Raw genomic sequence first — 19,639 nt, 5'->3', positions numbered from 1 at the left:
TGAAGTCCGGTGAAGTCCGTCGGCATGGGTCGGGGGCGGCTGGGTCACTGCGCACGTACCGCGACCGGACCGCCGAATGGGAGAGCGGATACCGGCTCTGCACCGCCACCCATGCGAACGGCCGCACAAAACCGGCCGTGTTCGGACGTGAGAGGGCTCACTTTCGCACAACCGCCGGTGCGGAACAAGAGTTCAAGAAGCCGCCGAAAGAGCTGAGTTGACCGGCTCAGAGCGGAGTGAGAACAACCTCTGTGGCCTTGACACTCGTCCACACGGCGGTGCCGTCGACGAGACCGAGTTCGGTGGCGGCCCGGGGGGTGATCTCGGCGACCAGATCGGGGGCCCGCGCCGAAGTGATCAGTACGCGCAGTCTGCTGCCACTGGCGGTGATCTCCCCCACCGTGCCCGGCCAGACATTGCGCGGACTGCCCCCGGGCCGCTCCCGGTGCACGGATACCGCCTCGGGAGCGATGACGGCGAGGGCCTCGACCCCGGGGGCGAGGGGTTCCGCGACGGTCAGCCGCCCGCCGCCGGGCAGCGCGAGCCCGGACTCGGTGGTGGTGCCGGCCCAGGCGTTGCGGCCGAGCATCCTCGCCACCCACGGGGAGCGCGGCCGGCGGGCGACCTCGGCGGGAGAGGCGTCCTGGAGGGTCCGGCCCTCGTCCAGGACCAGGACCCGATCGGCGAGGGAGAGCGCCTCCACCGGGTCGTGGGTGACGATCAGACAGACCCCGCCGAAGCCTTCGAGATGGGTGCGCAGGGTGTGGCGCACCCGGGCGCGGGTCGTCTGGTCGAGCGCCGCCAGCGGCTCGTCGAGCAGCAGCAGCCGGGGGCGGGCGGCCAGGGCGCGGGCGAGGGCCACCCGCTGGGCCTGCCCCCCGGAGAGCTGCGCGGGCCGGCGCGCGGCGAGATGCCCGACCCCGAGGCGGTCCAGCCACTCCTGGGCACCGCGCCGGGCCTCGGCGCGCGGCACGCCCTGGGCGCGCGGCCCGTACGCCGTGTTGCCGAGGGCGCTCAGCCGCGGGAAGAGCGCTCCGTCCTGCGGGACCCAGGCGACGCCCCGCCGGTGCGGTGGCAGCCCGGTGACATCGTCGCCGCCGAGGCGGAGCACGGCGTGGGCGCGGGGCGTGAGGCCGAGGAGGGCCCGCAGCAGGGTGGTCTTGCCCGCGCCGTTGGGCCCGACGACGGCGATCGTGGTACCGGGCCCGGCATCGAGGGTGAGCCGGTTGAACCCGGTCAGCTCGGCGTGCAGCGGCCAGAGTCCACCGGGCGACGGCGGTACGAGGACGGGGACGAGGGTGCCCTCGGGGGCGGGCCCGGGAGCGGGAGCGGGAGCGGGGGTGCCCGCGGCAGCGGGAGCGGGGGTGCCCGCGGCAGCGGGAGCGGGGGTGCCCGCGGCAACGGGAGCGGGGGTGCCCGCGGCAACGGGAGCGGGGGTGCCCGCGGCAGCGGGAGCGATCGGGGGTTCCGGCGCAGGCTCCTCGGGAACCTCCGCCCGGTGACCGGGCCCCTCCGCCCCGGCCCCGGCTCCCTGGGTCCACCGCCCGCGCAGACCGATGAGTACCGCCATCGCGATGCCCAGGAGCAGCAGGGAGAGGGAGGTCGCCGCCTCGGGCCGCTCCTGGAGGAGGAGATAGACCTGGAGCGGCAGGGTCTGGGTCTCCCCGGGCAGATTCCCGGCGAAGGTGATGGTCGCGCCGAACTCGCCGAGCGCTCGGGCCCAGGTGAGCGCGGCGCCGGCGATCAGCCCGGGGGCGACCATCGGCAGGGTGACGGTGAAGAACACCCGTACCGGAGAGGCACCGAGGGAGGCCGCGGTCTCCTCGTAGCCGGGGCGCAGTCCGCCGAGCGCGCCTTCCAGGCTGATGACCAGGAACGGCATCGCGACGAAGGTGGCGGCGACCACGGCGCCGGAGGTGTGGAAGGGAAGGGTGATGCCGAAGGTGCTCTCCAGCCAGGGGCCGGCGACGCCCCGGCGCCCGAAGGCGAGCAGGAGGGCCACGCCCCCGACGGTGGGCGGCAGCACCATCGGCAGCAGCACCAGGGAGCGTACGAGCGCCTTGCCGCGGAAGGGGACCCGGGCGAGCACCCAGGCGAGCGGCACCCCGAGGAGCAGGGAGAGGCCGAGCGCCCAGAACGAGACGAGGAGGGAGAGCCGCAGCGCCTGAAGGACGGCCGGGCTGCTCAGATGCGTACCGAGGTCGGCCCACTCGGTGCGGAGGAGAATCCCGGCGAGCGGCAGCAGCAGGAACGCGATGGCGAGGAGCGCGGGGACGGCGAGCGCCAGGGGGACGCGGGTGCCGGCGGGGCCCTGGGGGCGGAGGCGCTTCAACGGGGTTCCTGGTGTGCGTGGGGTACGCGGTGCGGTTGCCGTGCTCGGGTGCGGTTGCCGTGCTCGGGTGCGGTTGCCGTGCTCGGGTGCGGTCGGTGTGCTCGGGGCATTCGGTGTGCGTGCGGTCCATGGTGCCCGGTGCGCGGGCCGTTCGCTCCCGCGCACCGGCGGCGGCCGGGGTCAGGGCTTCTGGAAGCCCGCGTCCCGGAGAATCCGCTGTGCCTCGGGCCCGCTCAGCCAGGTCACGAACGCGGCGGCGGCCTCGGAGTGCTTCGAGGTCTTGAGGGTCGCGGCCGGGTACTGGGCGATGGCGTTCTGTCCGTCCGGGATCTCGACCGCGTCCACCTTGTCCTCGGCGGTGGCCGCGTCGGTCTTGTAGACGAGCCCGGCGTCTGCCTCTCCCATCTCGACCTTGCTGAGCACGGCCCGCACATTGGGCTCCTGGGAGACCGGCTTCACGGTGATCTTCTGGGCGCCGAGAATCTGCTCGCTGTAGCGGCCCACCGGCACCTCGGGCGCGGCCAGGACCACCTTCAGCTCGCTGTCGGCCAGGTCCTTCAGCTCGTCGATCCCTTCCGGGTTGCCCTCGGTGGTGGCGATCACCAGCCGGTTCTTCGCGATGACGGTCGGGGTGCCGGTGTCGTCCCCCAGCCGGTCCATCGTCTTCGTGTCGGCGGTGACAAGGACGTCCGCGGGGGCGCCCTGTCCGACCTGGGCCGCCAGTTCCTGCGAGCCGGCGAAGGAGAAGGTCACCTCGGTGCCGGGGTGCTTCTTCTCGTAGGCGGCGCCCGCGGTCCTGAAGACATCGGTGAGGGAGGAGGCCGCCAGCACCACCAGCTCGGCCTTCGGCGGGGCGCCGCCGGTGCCGGAGGCCCGGGGGCTGTCGCCCGCCGCGCCGTCCTCGTCGGTGCCGCAGGCGGCGAGCGGCACGAGCAGCGCCGCGGTGAGAGCGGCGGCGAGGGCACGGCGGTTCATGGAGGTCTCTCCTTGTCGGGGTGGTGAAGCGGTGGACCGGCGGGCCGGGAGCGGGGTCGCCGTGCGGTCAGGTCCGGTCGATGTGCACATTGGTCGACTTCACCCGGGCGGTGGCCCGCATTCCGACCTCAAGACCCAGTTCCTCGACGGCTTCCCTGGTCAGCAGCGATACGAGCCGGTGCGGACCGGCCTGGATCTCGACCTGGGCGGCGACATCGCCGAGCTTCACGGCGGTGACGATGCCGGGGAAGGCGTTGCGCGCGGAGGTGTACGGGGTCTCCTCCTCACCGCCGGTCTGGGCGACCTCGATGGAGAAGGCGGCGAGATCCCGGCCGTCGATCAGCCGGCGCCCGCTCTCGTCACGGTGGGTCGCGACCCGGCCCGCGTCCGCCCAGCGGCGCGCGGTGTCGGGGCTCACGCCGAGGAGACGGGCGGCCTGGCCAATGGTGTAGGACTGCATATGCGACACGTTAGGCGTCCCGGGGTCGCATATACAAGGTGATATGCAGGGATGGCCTGGCCTCTGCGCATACCGGAGCCGACAGTCCCGGCCCGCCCGGGGCCCCTCGTGGGTACGGCGGCGCGACCGGCTACGGGCTCCGGGCACGGGCAGGGGCATTCTGTACGGGCAGGGGCACGGGCACTCCGCACAGGCACGGGCACTCCGCACAGGCACAGGCGCTCTGTACGGGCAGGGGCACGGGCACTCCGCACGGGCACGGGCTCCGCGCACGGGCCTCAGCCGAGGATCTTCCGCTCGTACGCCACCGCGACCGCCGCCGCCCGGTCCTTGACGCCCAGCTTGCCGTAGACATGGGTGAGATGGGTCTTCACCGTCGCCTCGCTGATGAACAGCTCCCGCGCGATCTCCCGGTTCGGTGTGCCCCGCGCGACCAGGACGAGCACCTCCCGCTCCCGGGCGGAGAGCGCCGCGCGGGCCGGGCCGGCGGGGGTGCGCACGGCGGTGACCAGGCGGGAGGCGACCGCCGGGGAGAGGACCGTACGCCCCTGGGCGGCGGCGCGCACCCCGGCGACGAGGTCCTCGCGCGGGGCGTCCTTGAGCAGATAGCCCGTGGCGCCGGCCTCGATCGCGGGGAGTGTGTCGGAGTCGGTGTCGTAGGTGGTGAGGACCAGGACACGCGGGCGCGGCCCGCGCCGGGCCAGCTCCCTGATCGCGTCGACACCGTTCCCACCCGGCATGCGCAGATCCATCAGAACGACATCCGGGTCGAGTTCGGCGGCGCGCGCGACGGCCTCGGTGCCGTCCGCCGCCTCGCCGAGGACCGTGAAGCCGTCGACGGACTCGAACAGGCCGCGCAGCCCGTCGCGGACGACGGGGTGGTCGTCCGCGATCACGAGGGTGATGGCCCCGTCCGTCCGTTCAGTGGTCATGGCGGACCAACGGTACCCGGGCCGAGACGGCGGTTCCGCCGCCCGGCTCGGACTCCACCGTGACCTCGCCCGCGACGCGTTCGGCGCGGGCCCGCATCCCGGCCAGGCCGAAGCCGCCGCTCCGGGTGCGCGCGGGCGGGTCGAGCGGGTCGAAGCCGCGGCCGTCGTCGCGCACGTCCAGGGTGACCTCGCCGTCCATGAAGGAGAGGGTGACACCGGCGCGGCTCGCGCCCGAGTGCCGTGCGGCGTTGGCGAGGGCCTCCCCCGCGATCCGCAGGAGCGTCCCCGCGATCTCGTCGTGCAGCGGCTCGGCGGTGCCGGTGACGGTGAACCCGGCGGCCACTCCCGTACGGCGGGACCAGGCGGCGACCGTGCGCCTCAGCGCCTCCGGCAGCGTCGCGTCGTCCAGGTCCGACGGGGCGAGGTCGTGGACGGAGCGGCGGGCCTCGCCGAGGCTGTACCGGGCCAGCTCGGTGGCCCGGTCGAGGTGTTCACGGGCCCGCTCCGGGTCGGATGCGCCGGCGACCACCCGGAGCTGGGCGATGATCCCCGTCAGCCCCTGTGCGAGGGTGTCGTGGATCTCGGCGGCGACGCGCCGGCGCTCGTCGGCGATGCCCGCCTCCCGCGCCTGGAGCACGAGTTGGGTGTGGAGGGCGGCGTTCTCGTCCAGGGCCTCCTGGAGAGCCGTGTTGGTGCGCTCCAGTTCGGCGATGGTGGCGGCCTGGGCGCTGCTGCGCTCGGTCTCCTTCTCCTCCAGATGGCCCATGACGGAGACCAGCACCAGATTGAAGACGAACAGCGCGCCGAACGCGGCCCAGCCGACCGCCCCCTTGGGCGGCAGCCCACCGGACTGCGCCCCGGCCAGGGTGATGGCCGTGGCGGCCAGGCCCGGCCAGAGCAGGGGGCGCGGCAGCAGCCGGTCGGCGCCGAGGTACCCGACGGACGCGTAGAACGCGAAGAAGGGGTTGAGCCAGGTCAGGGCGGAGGCGATGGCCCACCGCACGCCGTAGTGGACGGCGTCGGCCCGGCACGGCGCCGTGCGCCCGGGCGGCACCCGGCCGCCCCCGCCGCGCCGGATGTCCAGCGCGAGGGCCGCCGCGACCAGGGCTCCGGTCGCGTACCAGTCGGCGCGGCCCATGCCGACGACCTCGCCCGTCGCCAGCGCGAGCAGCAGACTGAAGCCGAGCAGGGAGCGGGGGGCGTACCGCTGGAGCGCCCGCTGCCGTTCCTCGACCGCCGCCCCGGCCGCCGCCCCGGCCGCCGCGTGCCCGGGGCCCCCGCGCGCGACCGTATCCGCCACCTGCCCGGACACCCCGCCCCTGACCGCATCCACCTCCGCCCCCTCCTCCGCCCCTGCGTCCCCATCCGCCACGCGCCCGAACGCCCTGTCCGTACCGCTTCTTCCGCCGCCCACCGCGCCGCCCATCCCCTCAGTCTGCGGGGCCGGGACCGCGCGCGGTCAACGGCTTCCCCGAGCCCGTGTCCGCCGCGCGCCCACTCCCCGGGGCCCTCACTCCCAGCGGAACCAGCGCCCCGCCGCACCGATCAGCACCACCGCCCAGAGCGCGAGGACACCGAGGTGCGACCAGGCGGGCCAGTCGCCCGCCGCGGCATCGCCGAGAGCCCGCGCCGCGGCGCCGAACGGCGTGCCCTCGACGACGGCCGCCAGCGCGTCCGGCATCGCCTGCACGGGCATCCACACGCCCGCGCAGAACATCGAGGGGAAGAAGATCACCGAGCCGATCACATGCGCGGCCTTCGTCGTGCCGGAGAGCGCGGAGACGAGAGCGCCCAGGCAGAGCGCGACGGCGACGGACAGCACCAGCGCGAGCAGATACCCGGCGACCTGTCCCGGCAGCCGTATGCCGAAGGCGGCGCGGCCCACGGCGAGCGCGAGCACCGCCGAGGCCAGAGCGGCGGCCCCGTGGATTCCCATCTGCGCGCCGAGCACGGCGGCGGGCCGCACCGGAGTCGTCGACATGCGCCGCAGGATGCCGCGCTCGCGGTATCCGGTGATGACCGGCGGCATGGTCTGGAGACCCGCCACGATCATGCCGAGCAGCACCGTGACGGGCCCATAGGTGTCGATGACCCGCAGGCCGCCGAGAGCCTCGTCGGGCTCGCGGAAGGAGGGGATGGAGCCGAGGATCACCAGCAGGCCGGTGGGGAAGGCCAGAATCCAGAAGAGACTGCCGGGCTCGCGGCGGAAGAGCCGGAACTCGGCGGTGAGCACGGCGCGTTCGGCGGAGCGCGCGGCGGACACGGGAGCGGTGGCGCCGGTGCGGGCGCTGGTGCGGGTGCTCATGAGAGGGCGGCTCCTGAGGTGAGGTCGAGAAAGGCGTCGTCCAGCGTGGCGTCGGAGACCCGGAGCCGGCGGGCGGTGATGTGCCGGCGGGCGAGCAGGGTGATGACGGCGTCGACGGTCTCGTCGGTGCCGCCGAGCGTCACCCGGCCGTCCTCGCACACCACCGAGGCGAGCCCGGGCAGGGAGCCGAGGTCGGCGTCGCCGAGCGGTTCGGAGGGGGTGAACGCGATCACGGTCGCCCCGGCGGACCGGCGGATCAGCCCGTCCGGGGTGTCGAGCGCGGCGACGCGCCCCTGGTGGATCACGGCGATCCGGTCGCAGAGCCGCTGCGCCTCCTCCATGAAGTGGGTGACGAGGAGAACGGTGACCCCGCCGGCCCGTACGTCCTCGATGAGCTGCCAGGTGTCGCGGCGGGAGCGCGGGTCGAGCCCCGTGGTCAGCTCGTCCAGCACGACCACCCGCGGGTTGCCGACGAGGGCGAGCGCGATGAAGAGCCGCTGCTTCTGCCCTCCGCTGAGCTGGGCGAACCGGGTGCCCAGCTTGTCGGTGAGCCCCAGCCGCTCGGCCAGGGGCCGCCAGTCGGCGGGGGCCGGATAGCACGCCGCGTACAGCTCCAGCGCCTCCCGCGCGGTCAGCTTCGGCTGGAGCTCGCTCTCCTGGAGCTGGGCGCCGAGTATCCGGGTGAGCGCCCGGTGATCCCGTACGGGATCGAGCCCGGCGACCCGGACCCGGCCGCGGTCGGGCACCCGGAGCCCTTCGACGCATTCGACGGTGGTGGTCTTCCCCGCGCCGTTCGGGCCGAGGATTCCGAAGATCTCGCCCTCCTCGACGGCGAACGAGACCCCGTCCACGACGGTCCGCCCGGCATACGACTTGCGCAGCCCGGCGACTTCGATGAGTGGTGTACTGGTCATGGGCCGAGCCTGCCGGGGCGGCGGCCTCCGGGGCATCGCCCATCGCGCTCGAAGGCGCATCAACCGATCGGTTGACCCACCCCCGCGACCCGTCGGCCGGGGCGGGCACGGCCCGGGAAACGACGGAGCGCCCCTGACCGGTGCCTGACCAGTAGGAGCGCTCGACCGCTGGTGGGAACGATTCATCGAACAAACGTTCACCGTGGGGCGGGTGGGACTCGAACCCACGGCCGACGGATTATGAGTCCGCTGCTCTAACCGGCTGAGCTACCGCCCCTAACGGCGCGTCGCGCACAAATGTGCGCGCCGTCTGCCGCAGCATAGCCGCTCATACGATCTCCTGCTTCGGATGGTCGGCATCGCTCGTGGGGGAAGACGGCGCTGCCCGCCGCCAGGTTGCCCGGCGGTCCGGAACAGCTCGGGAACGGGTTTGGAACAGGTCCGGAACATACGAAAAAGGACCCTCAAGGGGTCCTCTTCCGTGGTGGCTCCCCCGGCTGGACTCGAACCAGCAACCCTCCGGTTAACAGCCGAATGCTCTGCCAATTGAGCTACAGGGGACCGCGCTCCCCCGACTGGACTCGAACCAGTAACCTGCCGGTTAACAGCCGGCTGCTCTGCCAATTGAGCTACAGGGGATTGCGTCGCGTGCACCGAACGTACCTACCGGGGGGCTCCCGGAGGGCGTGCGCTCGCTGCGACACATACATTAGCGCAAGCAGGGGGGTGCTCCGCCAATCGGTATGGTCCTGGGTGATCACGGGTCGCGCCGGGTAGACGGGCAGGCACGTACGCAACCGAAGGGTGGCAGCGCCATGCGGTACAAGCTCACATTCGTGGTCGGACTCGCCATCGGCTATGTGATCGGGACACGGGCCGGTCGCGAGCGTTACGAACAGATGAGAAAGAGCGCCCGGCAGTTCTCCCAGAACCCCGCCGTGCGCAACGCGGCCGAGTCCGCGGTGCAGAGCGGGCGCGAGGTCGCGGGCAAGGCCCTGCACACCGTGAGTACCAAGGTCGGCGACCGCATCCCCGAGTCGGTCACGGAGCGGGTGAGGTCCCTGCGGGAGCGCGGTTCCGGCGTCGAGGACGACTGGGGAACCAGCAACACCTGACATCCGGCACTCCCCGGGTGGGGCAGAATCTGTTCCATGGGGATAGTCGCCGGCTTGGACAGTTCATCTGCGTTCACCCAGATCGTCGTCTGTGACGCGGACACGGGTGCCGTGCTGCGGCAGGGCTATGCCCCGCACCCCGTGGACCCGAAGGCCGGGGAGATCGACCCGCAGGCCTGGCTGCTCTCGCTCGGCGAGGCGGCGGCCGGCGGGCTCCTGGAGGGTGTGGAGGCCATCGGGGTCTCCGCGCAGCAGCACGGCCTGGTCCTCCTGGACCAGCAGGGATCGCTGGTCCGCCCCGCGCTGACCGGCAACGACAAGCGCGCGCAGGTCGCCGCCGCCGATCTGATCGACGCGCTCGGCGGGCGCCGGGCCTGGGCCGAGGCCGTCGGCTCGGTGCCGCAGGCCGCGCACCCGGTGGCCAAGCTGCGCTGGCTGACGCGCACCGAGCCCCAGTCGGCGCAGCGGGTGGCGGGAGTGCTCCAGCCGCACGACTGGCTCGTGTGGCAGCTGCTCGGCCGCCCCGCCCGCCGGACCACCGACCGCGGCGGCGCCTCCGGCACCGGCTACTGGTCGGCGGCCACCGGCTCGTACCGCCCCGATCTGGTCGAACTGGCCCTCGGTCACCAGTGCGCGCTGCCCGATGTGCTCGGGCCCGCCGAGTCGGCCGGCACCACCCCCGAGGGGCTGCTCATCTCCGCCGGCACCGGCGAGACGATGGCCGCGGCCTTCGGGCTCGGCGTCGCCTCCGGGGACGCGGTGGTCTCACTCGGAGCCTCCGGTTCCGTGATGGCCGTCCACCACGAGGCGCTGGCCGACCCCAACGGCATGATCACCTCGTACGCGGACGCCACCGGGATGCATCTGCCGGTGGTGCACACCCTCAACGCGGTGCGGGCGCTGCGCGGCGCCGCCGAGATGCTCGGCCTCGACGACCTCGACGCCCTCTCCGAACTGGCGATGAAGTCCACCCCCGGCGCTTCGGGGCTGGTTCTGCTGCCGTATCTGGAGGGCGAGCGCACCCCCAGGCTGCCGCACACCGCCGGCACGCTCAGCGGGCTGCGGCGCGAGTCGATGAAGCCCGAGCACCTGGCGCGGGCCGCCTTCGAGGGAATGCTCTGCTCGCTCGCCGACGCGATGGACGTGCTGCGCGGACGGGGTGTGGAGGTGCGCCGGGTCTTCCTGCTGGGCGCGAGCGCGGGGCTGCCCGCCGTGCAGGCCGCGGCTCCGGGAATCTTCGGCGCGCAGGTGGTCGTGCCCGAGCCCGCCGACTACGCGGCGCTCGGCGCGGCCCGGCAGGCCGCCTGGGCGCTCGGCGCCGCGCGGGGGACGCTGTCGCCGGCCGCCCCGCCGGTCTGGCAGGACGCCGTCGTGCGCGTGCTGGAGCCCGGTGACGAGACGGCCGTGGGCCAGGCGGTGCGGCAGCAGTACAGCGCGACGCGGGAGCAACTGCACCCCGGGGCCTTCGGTCCGGCGCACTGAGACGGGGCGCACCGGGACGGGGTGCGCCGATGCTCCGAGACGGGACGCACCGGGACGGCGTGGCCCGGGCCGCGCGGGTGGCCCGGGGCGGCGCGCATGTCCCGGGCGGCGCGGGCCGCGGGCAGGGCGGGTCCCGGAAGCGCGGGCCGCGCGGGCCGATGGGCCGGGGCGGGCGCGGTGATCGCCCCGGCGCGCGAGCCCCGGCGCGGCGGGTGTGACTTGACCCGCCCTTGAAACAAACCGTTGGGGTTCACGGGCTCCGGTGCAGCAAGATGGTGAGGCCCCCGGCCACACCTCTGCCCTGCCCTGCCCTGCCGCCGACCCCGAGAGACGCGCGTGCTGATACAGCTGCTGCGGACACATCTGCGTCCGTACAAGAAACCGATCGCCCTCCTGGTCTTTCTGCAACTCCTCCAGACCAGCGCCACCCTCTATCTGCCCACCCTGAACGCCGACATCATCGACGACGGTGTGGTGAAGGGCGATACAGGCGTCATCCTCAGCCTCGGTTCGGTCATGATCGCCGTGAGTCTGGTGCAGGTGATCTGCAATATCGGCGCCGTCTACTACGGGGCCCGCACCGCATCCGCGCTCGGGCGCGATGTCCGCGCCGCCGTCTTCGACCGGGTGCAGAGCTTCTCCGCGCGCGAGGTCGGACACTTCGGCGCCCCGTCGCTGATCACCCGTACGACCAACGACGTCCAGCAGATCCAGATGCTGGTTCTGCTGGCGTTCACCCTGATGGTCTCCGCCCCGATCATGTGTGTGGGCGGCATCGTCATGGCGCTCGGCCAGGATGTGACCCTCTCCGCCGTGCTGCTGGCCGTCGTCCCGGTGCTCGGGATCTCGGTGACGGTCATGGTGATCAAGATGAGGCCGCTCTTCCGGACCATGCAGGAACGGCTCGACACCGTCAACCGGGTGCTGCGGGAGCAGATCACCGGCAACCGCGTCATCCGCGCCTTTGTCCGCGACGGCTACGAGCAGGACCGTTTCGGTGAGGCCAACACCGAGCTGACGGATGTCTCGCTCGGCACCGGGCGGCTGATGGCGCTGATGTTCCCGACCGTGCTGACGGTGGTGAACGTCTCCTCCGTCGCCGTCGTCTGGTTCGGCGCGATGCGGGTCGACAGCGGGGCGATCCAGATCGGCGCGCTCACCGCGTTCCTCGCCTATCTGATGCAGATCGTGATGGCGGTGATGATGGCCACCTTCATGTTCATGATGGTGCCGCGCGCGGAGGTCTGCGCCGAGCGGATCGAGGAGGTGCTGGGCACCGATTCGAGCGTGGTGCCGCCCACCGCCCCCGTGCGCGAGCTGGCCCGGCACGGCCATCTGGAACTGCGGGACGTGCAGTTCTGCTACCCGGGCGCCGAGGAGCCGGTGCTGCGCGAGGTGGCACTCGCCGCGCGCCCCGGGGAGACCACCGCGATCATCGGATCGACCGGAAGCGGCAAGTCCACCCTGCTCGGTCTGGTGCCCCGGCTCTTCGACGCCACGGGCGGGGAGGTGCTGGTCGACGGGGTGAATGTGCGCGATCTCGACCCGGCGCTGATGGCGCGGACCGTGGGGCTCGTGCCCCAGAAGCCGTATCTCTTCTCCGGCACGGTGGCCACCAACCTCCGCTACGGCCGGCCCGGCGCGAGCGACGAGGAGCTGTGGCAGGCCCTTGAGGTGGCGCAGGCGGCCGGTTTCGTGCGCGAACTCGACGGCCGGCTCGACGCGCCGATCGCCCAGGGCGGCACCAATGTCTCCGGCGGGCAGCGGCAGCGGCTGGCGATCGCCCGGACCCTGGTCCAGCGTCCGGAGATCTATCTCTTCGATGACTCGTTCTCGGCGCTGGACTACGCCACGGACGCGGCGCTGCGGGCCGCGCTGGCGCTGGAGACCGCGGAGGCGACCGTGGTGATCGTCGCCCAGCGGGTCTCGACGATCCGGGACGCGGACCGGATCGTGGTCCTGGACGAGGGGCGGGTCGTGGGAACGGGCAGTCACCGGGAACTGATGGCGGCCAATGAGACCTATCGCGAGATCGTGCTCTCGCAGCTGACGGAGGCTGAGGCCGCATGAGCGGGCCACGCATGATGATGGGCGGCTCGGCCGAGCGCTCCATGGACTTCAAGGGCTCGGTCAAGCGGCTGCTCAAGGCGCTGGCTCCCGACCGGGTGCTGCTGTGGGGGATGCTCGCGGCGGCGCTGCTGAGCGTCGGGTTCTCGGTGGTGGGCCCGATGGTGCTCGGCTGGGCGACCGATCTGGTCTTCGCCGGGGTCGTCGGCCGGGACCTGCCCGAGGGCGGCACCAAGGCCGAGACGATCGAGGGCCTGCGGGAGAAGGGCGACGACGGTCTCGCCGACATGCTCTCCGGGGTGGACTTCACCCCCGGTGAGGGGATCGACTTCGGCGCCGTGGGCCAGGTGCTGCTGGTGGCGCTCGCGCTGTTCCTGGTCTCCGGGGCGCTGGCGCTGGTCGCGAGCCGGCTGTCGATCAAGGTGATCAACCGGTCCATGTACCGGATGCGGGAGGACGTCCAGGCCAAGCTGTCGCGGCTGCCGCTGTCGTACTTCGACCGCGCCAAGCGCGGCGAGGTGCTGAGCCGGGTCACCAATGACATCGACAACATCGGACAGACCCTCCAGCAGACGATGGGCCAGCTGATCAACTCGCTGCTGACCATCGCGGGCGTGCTGGTGATGATGTTCTGGATCTCCCCGCTGCTGGCCCTGGTCGCGCTGGTCACGGTGCCGCTGTCGATCTGGATCGCGGCCCGGGTGGGCAAGCGCTCCCAGCCGCACTTCATCCAGCAGTGGCGCTCGACCGGGAAGCTCAACGCCCATATCGAGGAGATGTACACCGGTCACGCGCTGGTGAAGGTCTTCGGGCGGCAGAAGGAGTCGGCCGAGGGGTTCGCCGAGCAGAACGAGGCGCTGTACGAGGCCGGGTTCAAGGCGCAGTTCAACAGCGGGGTGATGCAGCCGCTGATGTTCTTCGTCTCCAACCTCAACTATGTGCTGGTGGCCGTGGTCGGCGGACTGCGGGTCGCGACCGGGACGCTCTCGATCGGCGATGTGCAGGCGTTCATCCAGTACTCCCGGCAGTTCTCGATGCCGCTGACGCAGGTGGCGTCGATGGCGAATCTGGTGCAGTCGGGCGTGGCCTCCGCCGAGCGGGTCTTCGAGCTGCTGGACGCGGAGGAGCAGGAGCCGGACAGCCCGTCCGTCGAACTGCCGGAGCGCCCGGCCGGGCAGGTCTCGCTGGAGCGGGTCTCCTTCCGGTACGAGCCGGAGAAGCCGCTGATCGAGGGGCTCTCGCTGAGTGTGGAGCCGGGCCAGACGGTCGCGATCGTCGGCCCCACGGGCGCGGGCAAGACCACGCTGGTGAATCTGCTGATGCGGTTCTACGAGGTCACGGGCGGCCGGATCTCCCTCGACGGGGTGGATGTCGCGAAGATGTCGCGGGACGATCTGCGGTCGTCCATCGGGATGGTGCTCCAGGACACCTGGCTCTTCGGCGGCTCCATAGCGGACAACATCGCGTACGGGGCTCCTCGCGAGGTGAGCCGTGCGGAGATCGAGGAAGCGGCGCGGGCGGCGCACGCGGACCGTTTCATCCGTACCCTCCCCGAGGGCTACGACACGGTCATCGACGACGACGGCGCCGGGGTCAGCGCGGGCGAGAAGCAGTTGATCACCATCGCGCGGGCGTTCCTCTCCGACCCGGTGATCCTGGTGCTGGACGAGGCGACCAGCTCGGTCGACACCCGTACGGAGGTGCTGATCCAGAAGGCGATGGCGCGGCTCTCCCACGGGCGCACCAGCTTTGTGATCGCGCACCGGCTCTCCACCATCCGGGACGCCGATGTGATCCTGGTGATGGAGAACGGCGCGATCGTCGAGCAGGGCAGCCACGATGAACTGCTGACGGCGCGGGGCGCGTACGCCCGGCTGTACTCGGCGCAGTTCGCGCAGGCGGTCGCGGAGGTGGACTGAGCGCGGACGGCCGCGTCAGGACTCGGTGCCCGCCGGGTCGGTCGCGGCCGGTCGCGGCTGTGCCCGCCGGGACGGTCGCGGCTTGTGCGCGGAGGGGCGGTCGCGGAGGGGCGGGGCGCGGGCGGTCACGGGCACAGGGGTGGGCCGGGTCCGCGCCGCTGCCGGGGCGTCAGTCCAGATAGCCGCGGAGCTGGTCGGCGAAGGCGTGGTCGCGCAGTTTGTTGAGGGTCTTGGACTCGATCTGGCGGATGCGTTCCCGTGTCACGCCGAAGATCCGGCCGATCTCCTCCAGGGTGCGCGGCCTGCCGTCGACCAGTCCGTACCGCAGCTGGACCACCTTGCGCTCGCGCTCGCCGAGCGTGGAGAGCACGGCCTCCAGATGTTCGCGGAGCAGCAGGAAGGCGGCGGACTCCACGGGTGAGGCGGCGTCGCCGTCCTCGATGAGGTCGCCGAGGGCGACATCGTCCTCCTCCCCCACGGGCGCGTGCAGCGAGACGGGTTCCTGGGCGAGCCGGAGCACCTCGCTGACCCGCTCGGGCGCCAGGTCGAGCTGGGCGGCGACCTCCTGGGGCGTCGGTTCGCAGCCGCGCTCCTGGAGCATCCGGCGCTGGACCCGGACGACCCGGTTGATCAGCTCCACCACATGGACGGGGACGCGGATGGTCCGGGCCTGGTCGGCGAGGGCCCGGGACATGGCCTGGCGAATCCACCAGGTGGCGTAGGTGGAGAACTTGTAGCCGCGGGCGTAGTCGAATTTCTCGACCGCGCGGATGAGGCCGAGGTTCCCCTCCTGGACGAGGTCGAGCATGGTCAGCCCGCGCCCGACATAGCGCTTGGCGACGGAGACGACGAGCCGGAGATTGGCCTCGATCAGCCGGCGCTTGGCCATCCGGCCCATGACGACGAGCCGGTCGAGATCCACGGCGAGCCGGGAGTTGTTGATGTCGGGGGTGTTGCTGAGCTTCTCCTCGGCGAAGAGGCCGGCCTCGACCCGGCGGGCGAGTTCCACCTCCTCGGCGGCGGTGAGCAGGGAGATCCGGCCGATCTCCCGCAGATACTGGCGGAAGAGGTCGGACGACGGGCCGCCGCTCTCACCGCGGGCCGCGCGCCGGGGCTCCGGCGCGTCGGGTACCTCCACGGCGTCCTCGGCCGCGCGGCCGGCGGGCCGGGGCAGGGAATCGGGGTGGTGCGCGGGCAGGCTCTGCGCGGGGACGGCCGCGAGGGTCTCCGTCCCCGCGCGGCGGTGGGCCGGCGGTGTGTCGGTCAGGCTCTCGGCCGGGCTGTCGGCCAGGGTCCGGGTCTGCACGGGGGGCGACCTCCAGGGTGATCGCTGCCGGTTCACGGGCGTGCGGCAGCGGGACGGAGGCGGGCGGGCCGCTGTCCGTCCCGTACACGATGAGCGAATCGATCCAACGGGGGTGCGTGGGCCCACTGCGATGGGCCGGCCGCGCTCCGAGGACTCAGGCACCGCCCCCAGTGTGGGGTACGACACACAGCCGCCACGAGGGGCGTGCGGGGACTTTCTGAGGCCCTTGCGTGACCGGGTGGTTACCGAGCCGGGATCGGGTGGTGTTCCCGGGACCCCCGCGCGGGCTCCCCCGGCCGGGGCCGCGTGGGCGTCTCCCGGGGCGAGGGGCGATCGGGGCGGCGGTTCCGGGGGGGGTGGGGCGGGCCGGTCGGCGGGTGCCGGGCCCGGTCGGGGCGGGCCGGTCGGCGAGGCGCGGTGCCAGGGCTCGCGAGCCCCGGCACGATCCGAAAGAGACGACCTAGAGCGCCGCGGCGCCGTGGTTCCGCAGGGAGCGGGCGTACTGCTGGAGGACCCACAGTTCGTTCTGTACGGCGGTGTGCTGCTCGGGGTCCGCGTGCTGGCCGAGGCGGGAGAGGGTGCCCTGGATCTCGGCGATCCGCCGGTCGACCGCGCGCAGCCGGACCTGGACGAGCTGCTCGCCCGCGTAGGTCTCGTCGACGATCTTCGCGTGGATGGCCTCGACGGCCATCTCGGTGACCATGGCGCGCACGGTGTCGTTGGCGGCGGCCTCGCGGACCCGGGCGAGATAGCCGGGGCTGTCCGCCCGGCCCTGCTCGGCCCCGCCCGCCTCGGCGATGGTCTGACGGACATCCGCGTACGGAGGGGCGGTGAACTCGTCGGCCCCGTAGGCGTCGAAGGCCGGGGAGACCAGCTCGGGGCGCTGGAGGGCGAGCTTGAGCAGCTCGCGCTCGGTGCGGTGGGCGGGGCTGCGGAGATTGAGGGCGGGGCCGGAGCCGCCGGGGACGGCCGTGGGCTGCTGCCGGTCAGCGCCGCCCCGCCCGGGGGCGCCGTTGCGGGAGGGGGCGCCGGTACGGGAGGAGGCCGGGCCGCGCCCGCCCCGGTCCCGGGCCCAGCGGGCGAGCTGGGCGACCCGTTTGACGACGAACTGGGTGTCGAGGATGCCGACGATCCCCGCGAGCTGTACGGCGGATTCGTGCTGGATGGCGAAGTTCTTGATGCCGGCGACGATGGGCGCGGCCTCGTCCAGCGCGGCGGCCCGGCCGGCGGGGGTCTCCAGGTTGTGGCGTGTCACGACCTGGCGGATGGCGAACTCGAAGAGCGGGGTGCGGGTGTCGACGAGCTTCCGCACCGCGCCGTCGCCCTCGGCGAGCCGCAGGTCGCAGGGGTCCATCCCGCCGGGGGTGATCGCGATGGAGGTCTCGGCGGCGAACTTCTGATCGTCCTCGAAGGCCCGGAGCGCGGCCTTCTGGCCGGCGGCGTCCCCGTCGAAGGTGAAGATCACCTCGGCGGTGGCATCGTCCATCAGCAGCCGCCGGAGGATCTTGATGTGGTCTCCGCCGAAGGCCGTGCCACAGGTGGCGATGGCGGTGGTGACCCCGGCCAGATGGCAGGCCATCACATCGGTGTACCCCTCGACGACGACGGCGCGGCGGGACTTGGCGATCTCCTTCTTGGCCAGGTCGATGCCGTAGAGCACCTGGGACTTCTTGTAGATGCCCGTTTCGGGGGTGTTCAGATACTTGGGCCCGTTGTCGCTCTCGTAGAGCTTGCGGGCACCGAAGCCGACAACATCGCCGGAAATGTCGCGAATGGGCCACATCAGCCGGCCGCGGAAGCGGTCGATGGGGCCCCGGCGGCCCTCCTGGGAGAGGCCGGAGAGGGTCAGCTCCTTGTCGCTGAAGCCCTTTCCGCGCAGGAAGCGGGTGAGGTGGTCCCAGCCCTGGGGGCTGTAGCCGACGCTGAAGTGCTGGGCGGCGGCGTGGTCGAAGCCCCGGTCGGCGAGGAAGGCGCGGCCGGTCTCGGCCTCGGGGCTGGTCTCCAGCTGCTCGATGTAGAACTGGGCGGCGACCTTGTGGGCCTCCACCAGGCGGATGCGCTCCCCCCGCTGGTGGCTGGGGTTGTACCCGCCCTCCTCGTACCGCAGGGTGATGCCGGCGGTGGCGGCCAGCCGCTCGACCGTCTCGGAGAAGGTGAGATGGTCGATCTTCATCACGAAGGCGATCGTGTCGCCGCCTTCCTGGCAGCCGAAGCAGTGGAAGAGACCCTTGCTCGGGCTGACCTGGAAGGAGGGGGACTTCTCGTCGTGGAAGGGGCAGAGCCCCTTCAGATTGCCGCCGCCCGCGTTGCGCAGCTGGAGGTAGTCGGACACGACGGCGTCGATCGGGACCGCGTCCCGAACCGCCTTGACGTCGTCATCGTTGATCCTGCCTGCCACATCTGAATTCTACGGGTGGACCGGGGCCTCTCCCGTCGGCTGTGGACAACTCCCGTCACGCGCTCAGCGACTCCAGGGGTACGGAGGGGTTGCCGAGGGCCTCCGGGTCCACCGCGGCACCCGAGCGGATCAGTGTCTGGATCGGGGCAGTGACGTCCCACACATTCACATTCATCCCGGCGAGCACCCGGTTCTCCTTCAGCCAGAACGCGATGAACTCGCGCTTTCCGGCGTCGCCGCGGAGCACCACCTGGTCGTACGAGCCGGCCGGGGCCCAGCCGGAGTACTCCAGGCCGAGGTCGTACTGGTCGGAGAAGAAGTACGGGACGCGGTCGTAGGAGACCTCCTGGCCGAGCATGGCGCGCGCGGCGGCCGGGCCGCCGTTGAGGGCGTTGGCCCAGTGCTCGACGCGGAGCCGGGAGCCGATCAGCGGGTGGTCGGCCGCGGCCACGTCGCCGGCGGCGCAGATGTCGGGGTCGGAGGTGCGCAGGGCGGCGTCGACGGCGATGCCTCCGCCGGCCGAGCGGTCGGCGATGGCGAGACCGGCCGCCTCGGCGAGCGCGGTGCGGGGGGCGGCGCCGATCGCGGCGAGGACATGGTGGGCGGGGTGCTCCTCGCCGTCGTCGGTGCGGACCGCCAGGACCATGCCGTCCTGGCCGGTGATCTCGGTGAGCCGGGCGCCGAAGTGGAAGCGGACCCCGTGGTCCTGGTGCAGCTCGGTGAAGACCTGGCCCAGCTCGGGGCCGATGACCTGGTGCAGCGGCGTGGCCTCGGACTCGACGACGGTCACCTCGGCGCCGTAGCCCCGGGCGGCGGCGGCGACCTCCAGGCCGATCCAGCCGGCGCCCGCGATGACCAGCCGCCCGTTGTCCCGGCCGAGGGCGGCGAGGACCTGGCGGAGCCGGTCGGCGTGGGCGAGGCGCCGCAGATGGTGGACCCCGGCGAGGTCGGTGCCCGGGATGTCCAGCCGGCGCGGTTCCGCTCCGGTGGCGAGCAGCAGCTTGTCGTAGTGGAGGACGGTGCCGTCGCCCAGCTCCACCGATTTCCCGGCGCGGTCGACGGCGACGACGGTCTGGCCGAGATGCAGTTCCACATCGGCCTGCGCGTACCAGCCGGGCTCGTGGACGAAGACGCTCTCGCGCTCCTCCTTGCCCTGGAGGTAGCCCTTGGACAGGGGCGGCCGTTCATAGGGGTGGTCCCGTTCGTCACCGACGAGGATCACGCGCCCGGTGAACCCCTCGGCGCGGAGGGTCTCGGCGGCCTTGGCTCCGGCGAGACCGCCGCCGACGATGACGAATGTCCGATGTCCATCGACCACTTGGTGCCTCCTTTTTCCGGCTGTTCCCGGCTGTTCCCGGCTGTTCCCGGCTCTTCCCGGCTTCTGCGCTGCCTGACAGGGAGCGTCCCGCACGGAGCGGGGCGGCGGAAGAGGGA

The 19,639-nt window shown here is 72.6% G+C and carries 14 protein-coding genes and 3 tRNA genes; 4 read left to right on the top strand and 13 right to left on the bottom strand.

Annotated elements, in window-relative coordinates; genetic code table 11:
* Window positions 1-226 precede the first annotated feature (226 nt).
* The 10 genes from ABT122_RS10780 to ABT122_RS10735 form a co-directional block, all read right to left on the bottom strand.
* Window positions 227-2,332 (bottom strand): ABC transporter permease, encoded by a 2,106-nt coding sequence (locus ABT122_RS10780; RefSeq protein WP_351548522.1) that lies wholly within the window; start codon window positions 2,330-2,332, stop codon window positions 227-229.
* A gap of 180 nt (window positions 2,333-2,512) precedes the next feature.
* Entirely contained in the window at window positions 2,513-3,307 is a 795-nt protein-coding gene (gene modA / locus ABT122_RS10775; protein ID WP_351548519.1) for a molybdate ABC transporter substrate-binding protein, read from the bottom strand.
* Between the two features lie 67 nt (window positions 3,308-3,374).
* Entirely contained in the window at window positions 3,375-3,767 is a 393-nt protein-coding gene (locus tag ABT122_RS10770) for a TOBE domain-containing protein (RefSeq protein ID WP_351548516.1), read from the bottom strand.
* Window positions 3,768-4,045: 278 nt separating this feature from the next.
* Window positions 4,046-4,699 carry a response regulator gene (locus ABT122_RS10765; RefSeq protein WP_351548513.1) on the bottom strand — a complete coding sequence of 218 codons (654 nt, stop codon included), beginning with the start codon at window positions 4,697-4,699 and terminating at the stop codon, window positions 4,046-4,048.
* Window positions 4,689-6,032: a sensor histidine kinase gene (locus tag ABT122_RS10760; protein ID WP_502976129.1), complete on the bottom strand. Its 1,344-nt coding sequence runs from the start codon at window positions 6,030-6,032 to the stop codon at window positions 4,689-4,691. The genes ABT122_RS10765 and ABT122_RS10760 overlap by 11 nt, the downstream gene beginning before the upstream one ends.
* 177 nt (window positions 6,033-6,209) lie before the next feature.
* On the bottom strand, window positions 6,210-7,004 hold the full coding sequence (locus tag ABT122_RS10755; protein ID WP_351548510.1) for an ABC transporter permease: 795 nt from the start codon (window positions 7,002-7,004) through the stop codon (window positions 6,210-6,212).
* Window positions 7,001-7,918, bottom strand: coding sequence for an ABC transporter ATP-binding protein (locus ABT122_RS10750; RefSeq protein WP_351548507.1), 918 nt, complete (start codon window positions 7,916-7,918; stop codon window positions 7,001-7,003). Before ABT122_RS10750 ends, ABT122_RS10755 begins: the two co-directional genes overlap by 4 nt.
* Window positions 7,919-8,121: 203 nt before the next feature.
* Window positions 8,122-8,195 (bottom strand) — tRNA-Ile (locus ABT122_RS10745).
* A 208-nt stretch (window positions 8,196-8,403) separates the two neighbouring features.
* A tRNA-Asn gene (locus ABT122_RS10740) sits at window positions 8,404-8,479 on the bottom strand.
* Between the two features lie 5 nt (window positions 8,480-8,484).
* Window positions 8,485-8,557, bottom strand: a tRNA-Asn gene (locus ABT122_RS10735).
* Between the two features lie 176 nt (window positions 8,558-8,733).
* Between ABT122_RS10735 and ABT122_RS10730 the strand changes: the two genes are divergently transcribed.
* The 4 genes from ABT122_RS10730 (at window position 8,734) to ABT122_RS10715 (ending at window position 14,501) form a co-directional block, all read left to right on the top strand.
* Entirely contained in the window at window positions 8,734-9,033 is a 300-nt protein-coding gene (locus ABT122_RS10730) for a YtxH domain-containing protein (protein ID WP_351548504.1), read from the top strand.
* A 36-nt stretch (window positions 9,034-9,069) separates the two neighbouring features.
* Entirely contained in the window at window positions 9,070-10,515 is a 1,446-nt protein-coding gene (locus ABT122_RS10725; protein WP_351548501.1) for an FGGY family carbohydrate kinase, read from the top strand.
* Window positions 10,516-10,851: 336 nt separating this feature from the next.
* Window positions 10,852-12,585: an ABC transporter ATP-binding protein gene (locus ABT122_RS10720; protein WP_351548498.1), complete on the top strand. Its 1,734-nt coding sequence runs from the start codon at window positions 10,852-10,854 to the stop codon at window positions 12,583-12,585.
* A complete protein-coding gene (locus tag ABT122_RS10715; RefSeq protein WP_351548495.1) occupies window positions 12,582-14,501 on the top strand; it encodes an ABC transporter ATP-binding protein in 1,920 nt (639 codons plus the stop codon). The genes ABT122_RS10720 and ABT122_RS10715 overlap by 4 nt, the downstream gene beginning before the upstream one ends.
* A gap of 169 nt (window positions 14,502-14,670) precedes the next feature.
* On the opposite strand, the gene ABT122_RS10710 is transcribed toward ABT122_RS10715, so the two are convergent.
* From ABT122_RS10710 to ABT122_RS10700, 3 genes are all read right to left on the bottom strand, one after another.
* Complete coding sequence (locus tag ABT122_RS10710) at window positions 14,671-15,768, bottom strand: RNA polymerase sigma factor (protein WP_451069177.1); 1,098 nt, start codon at window positions 15,766-15,768, stop codon at window positions 14,671-14,673.
* 499 nt (window positions 15,769-16,267) lie between these two features.
* The gene (dnaG, locus tag ABT122_RS10705) at window positions 16,268-18,205 is read right to left on the bottom strand and encodes a DNA primase (RefSeq protein WP_351548492.1); all 1,938 of its coding nucleotides are present in this window, start codon (window positions 18,203-18,205) and stop codon (window positions 16,268-16,270) included.
* A gap of 55 nt (window positions 18,206-18,260) precedes the next feature.
* Window positions 18,261-19,523, bottom strand: coding sequence for an NAD(P)/FAD-dependent oxidoreductase (locus ABT122_RS10700; RefSeq protein ID WP_351548489.1), 1,263 nt, complete (start codon window positions 19,521-19,523; stop codon window positions 18,261-18,263).
* Window positions 19,524-19,639: the final 116 nt, after the last annotated feature.

This window comes from Streptomyces sp. NPDC001985 (genome assembly GCF_040296845.1).
Lineage (GTDB): Bacteria > Actinomycetota > Actinomycetes > Streptomycetales > Streptomycetaceae > Streptomyces.
This window is presented reverse-complemented; position numbering and strand designations above follow the sequence as displayed.

Coding starts and splice junctions, on each gene's coding strand:
- modA (WP_351548519.1), bottom strand. CDS start 3,307: ATGAACCGCCGTGCCCTCGCCGCCGCTCTCACCGCGGCGCTGCTCGTG.
- ABT122_RS10770 (WP_351548516.1), bottom strand. CDS start 3,767: ATGCAGTCCTACACCATTGGCCAGGCCGCCCGTCTCCTCGGCGTGAGC.
- ABT122_RS10765 (WP_351548513.1), bottom strand. CDS start 4,699: ATGACCACTGAACGGACGGACGGGGCCATCACCCTCGTGATCGCGGAC.
- ABT122_RS10755 (WP_351548510.1), bottom strand. CDS start 7,004: ATGAGCACCCGCACCAGCGCCCGCACCGGCGCCACCGCTCCCGTGTCC.
- ABT122_RS10750 (WP_351548507.1), bottom strand. CDS start 7,918: ATGACCAGTACACCACTCATCGAAGTCGCCGGGCTGCGCAAGTCGTAT.
- ABT122_RS10730 (WP_351548504.1), top strand. CDS start 8,734: ATGCGGTACAAGCTCACATTCGTGGTCGGACTCGCCATCGGCTATGTG.
- ABT122_RS10725 (WP_351548501.1), top strand. CDS start 9,070: ATGGGGATAGTCGCCGGCTTGGACAGTTCATCTGCGTTCACCCAGATC.
- ABT122_RS10715 (WP_351548495.1), top strand. CDS start 12,582: ATGAGCGGGCCACGCATGATGATGGGCGGCTCGGCCGAGCGCTCCATG.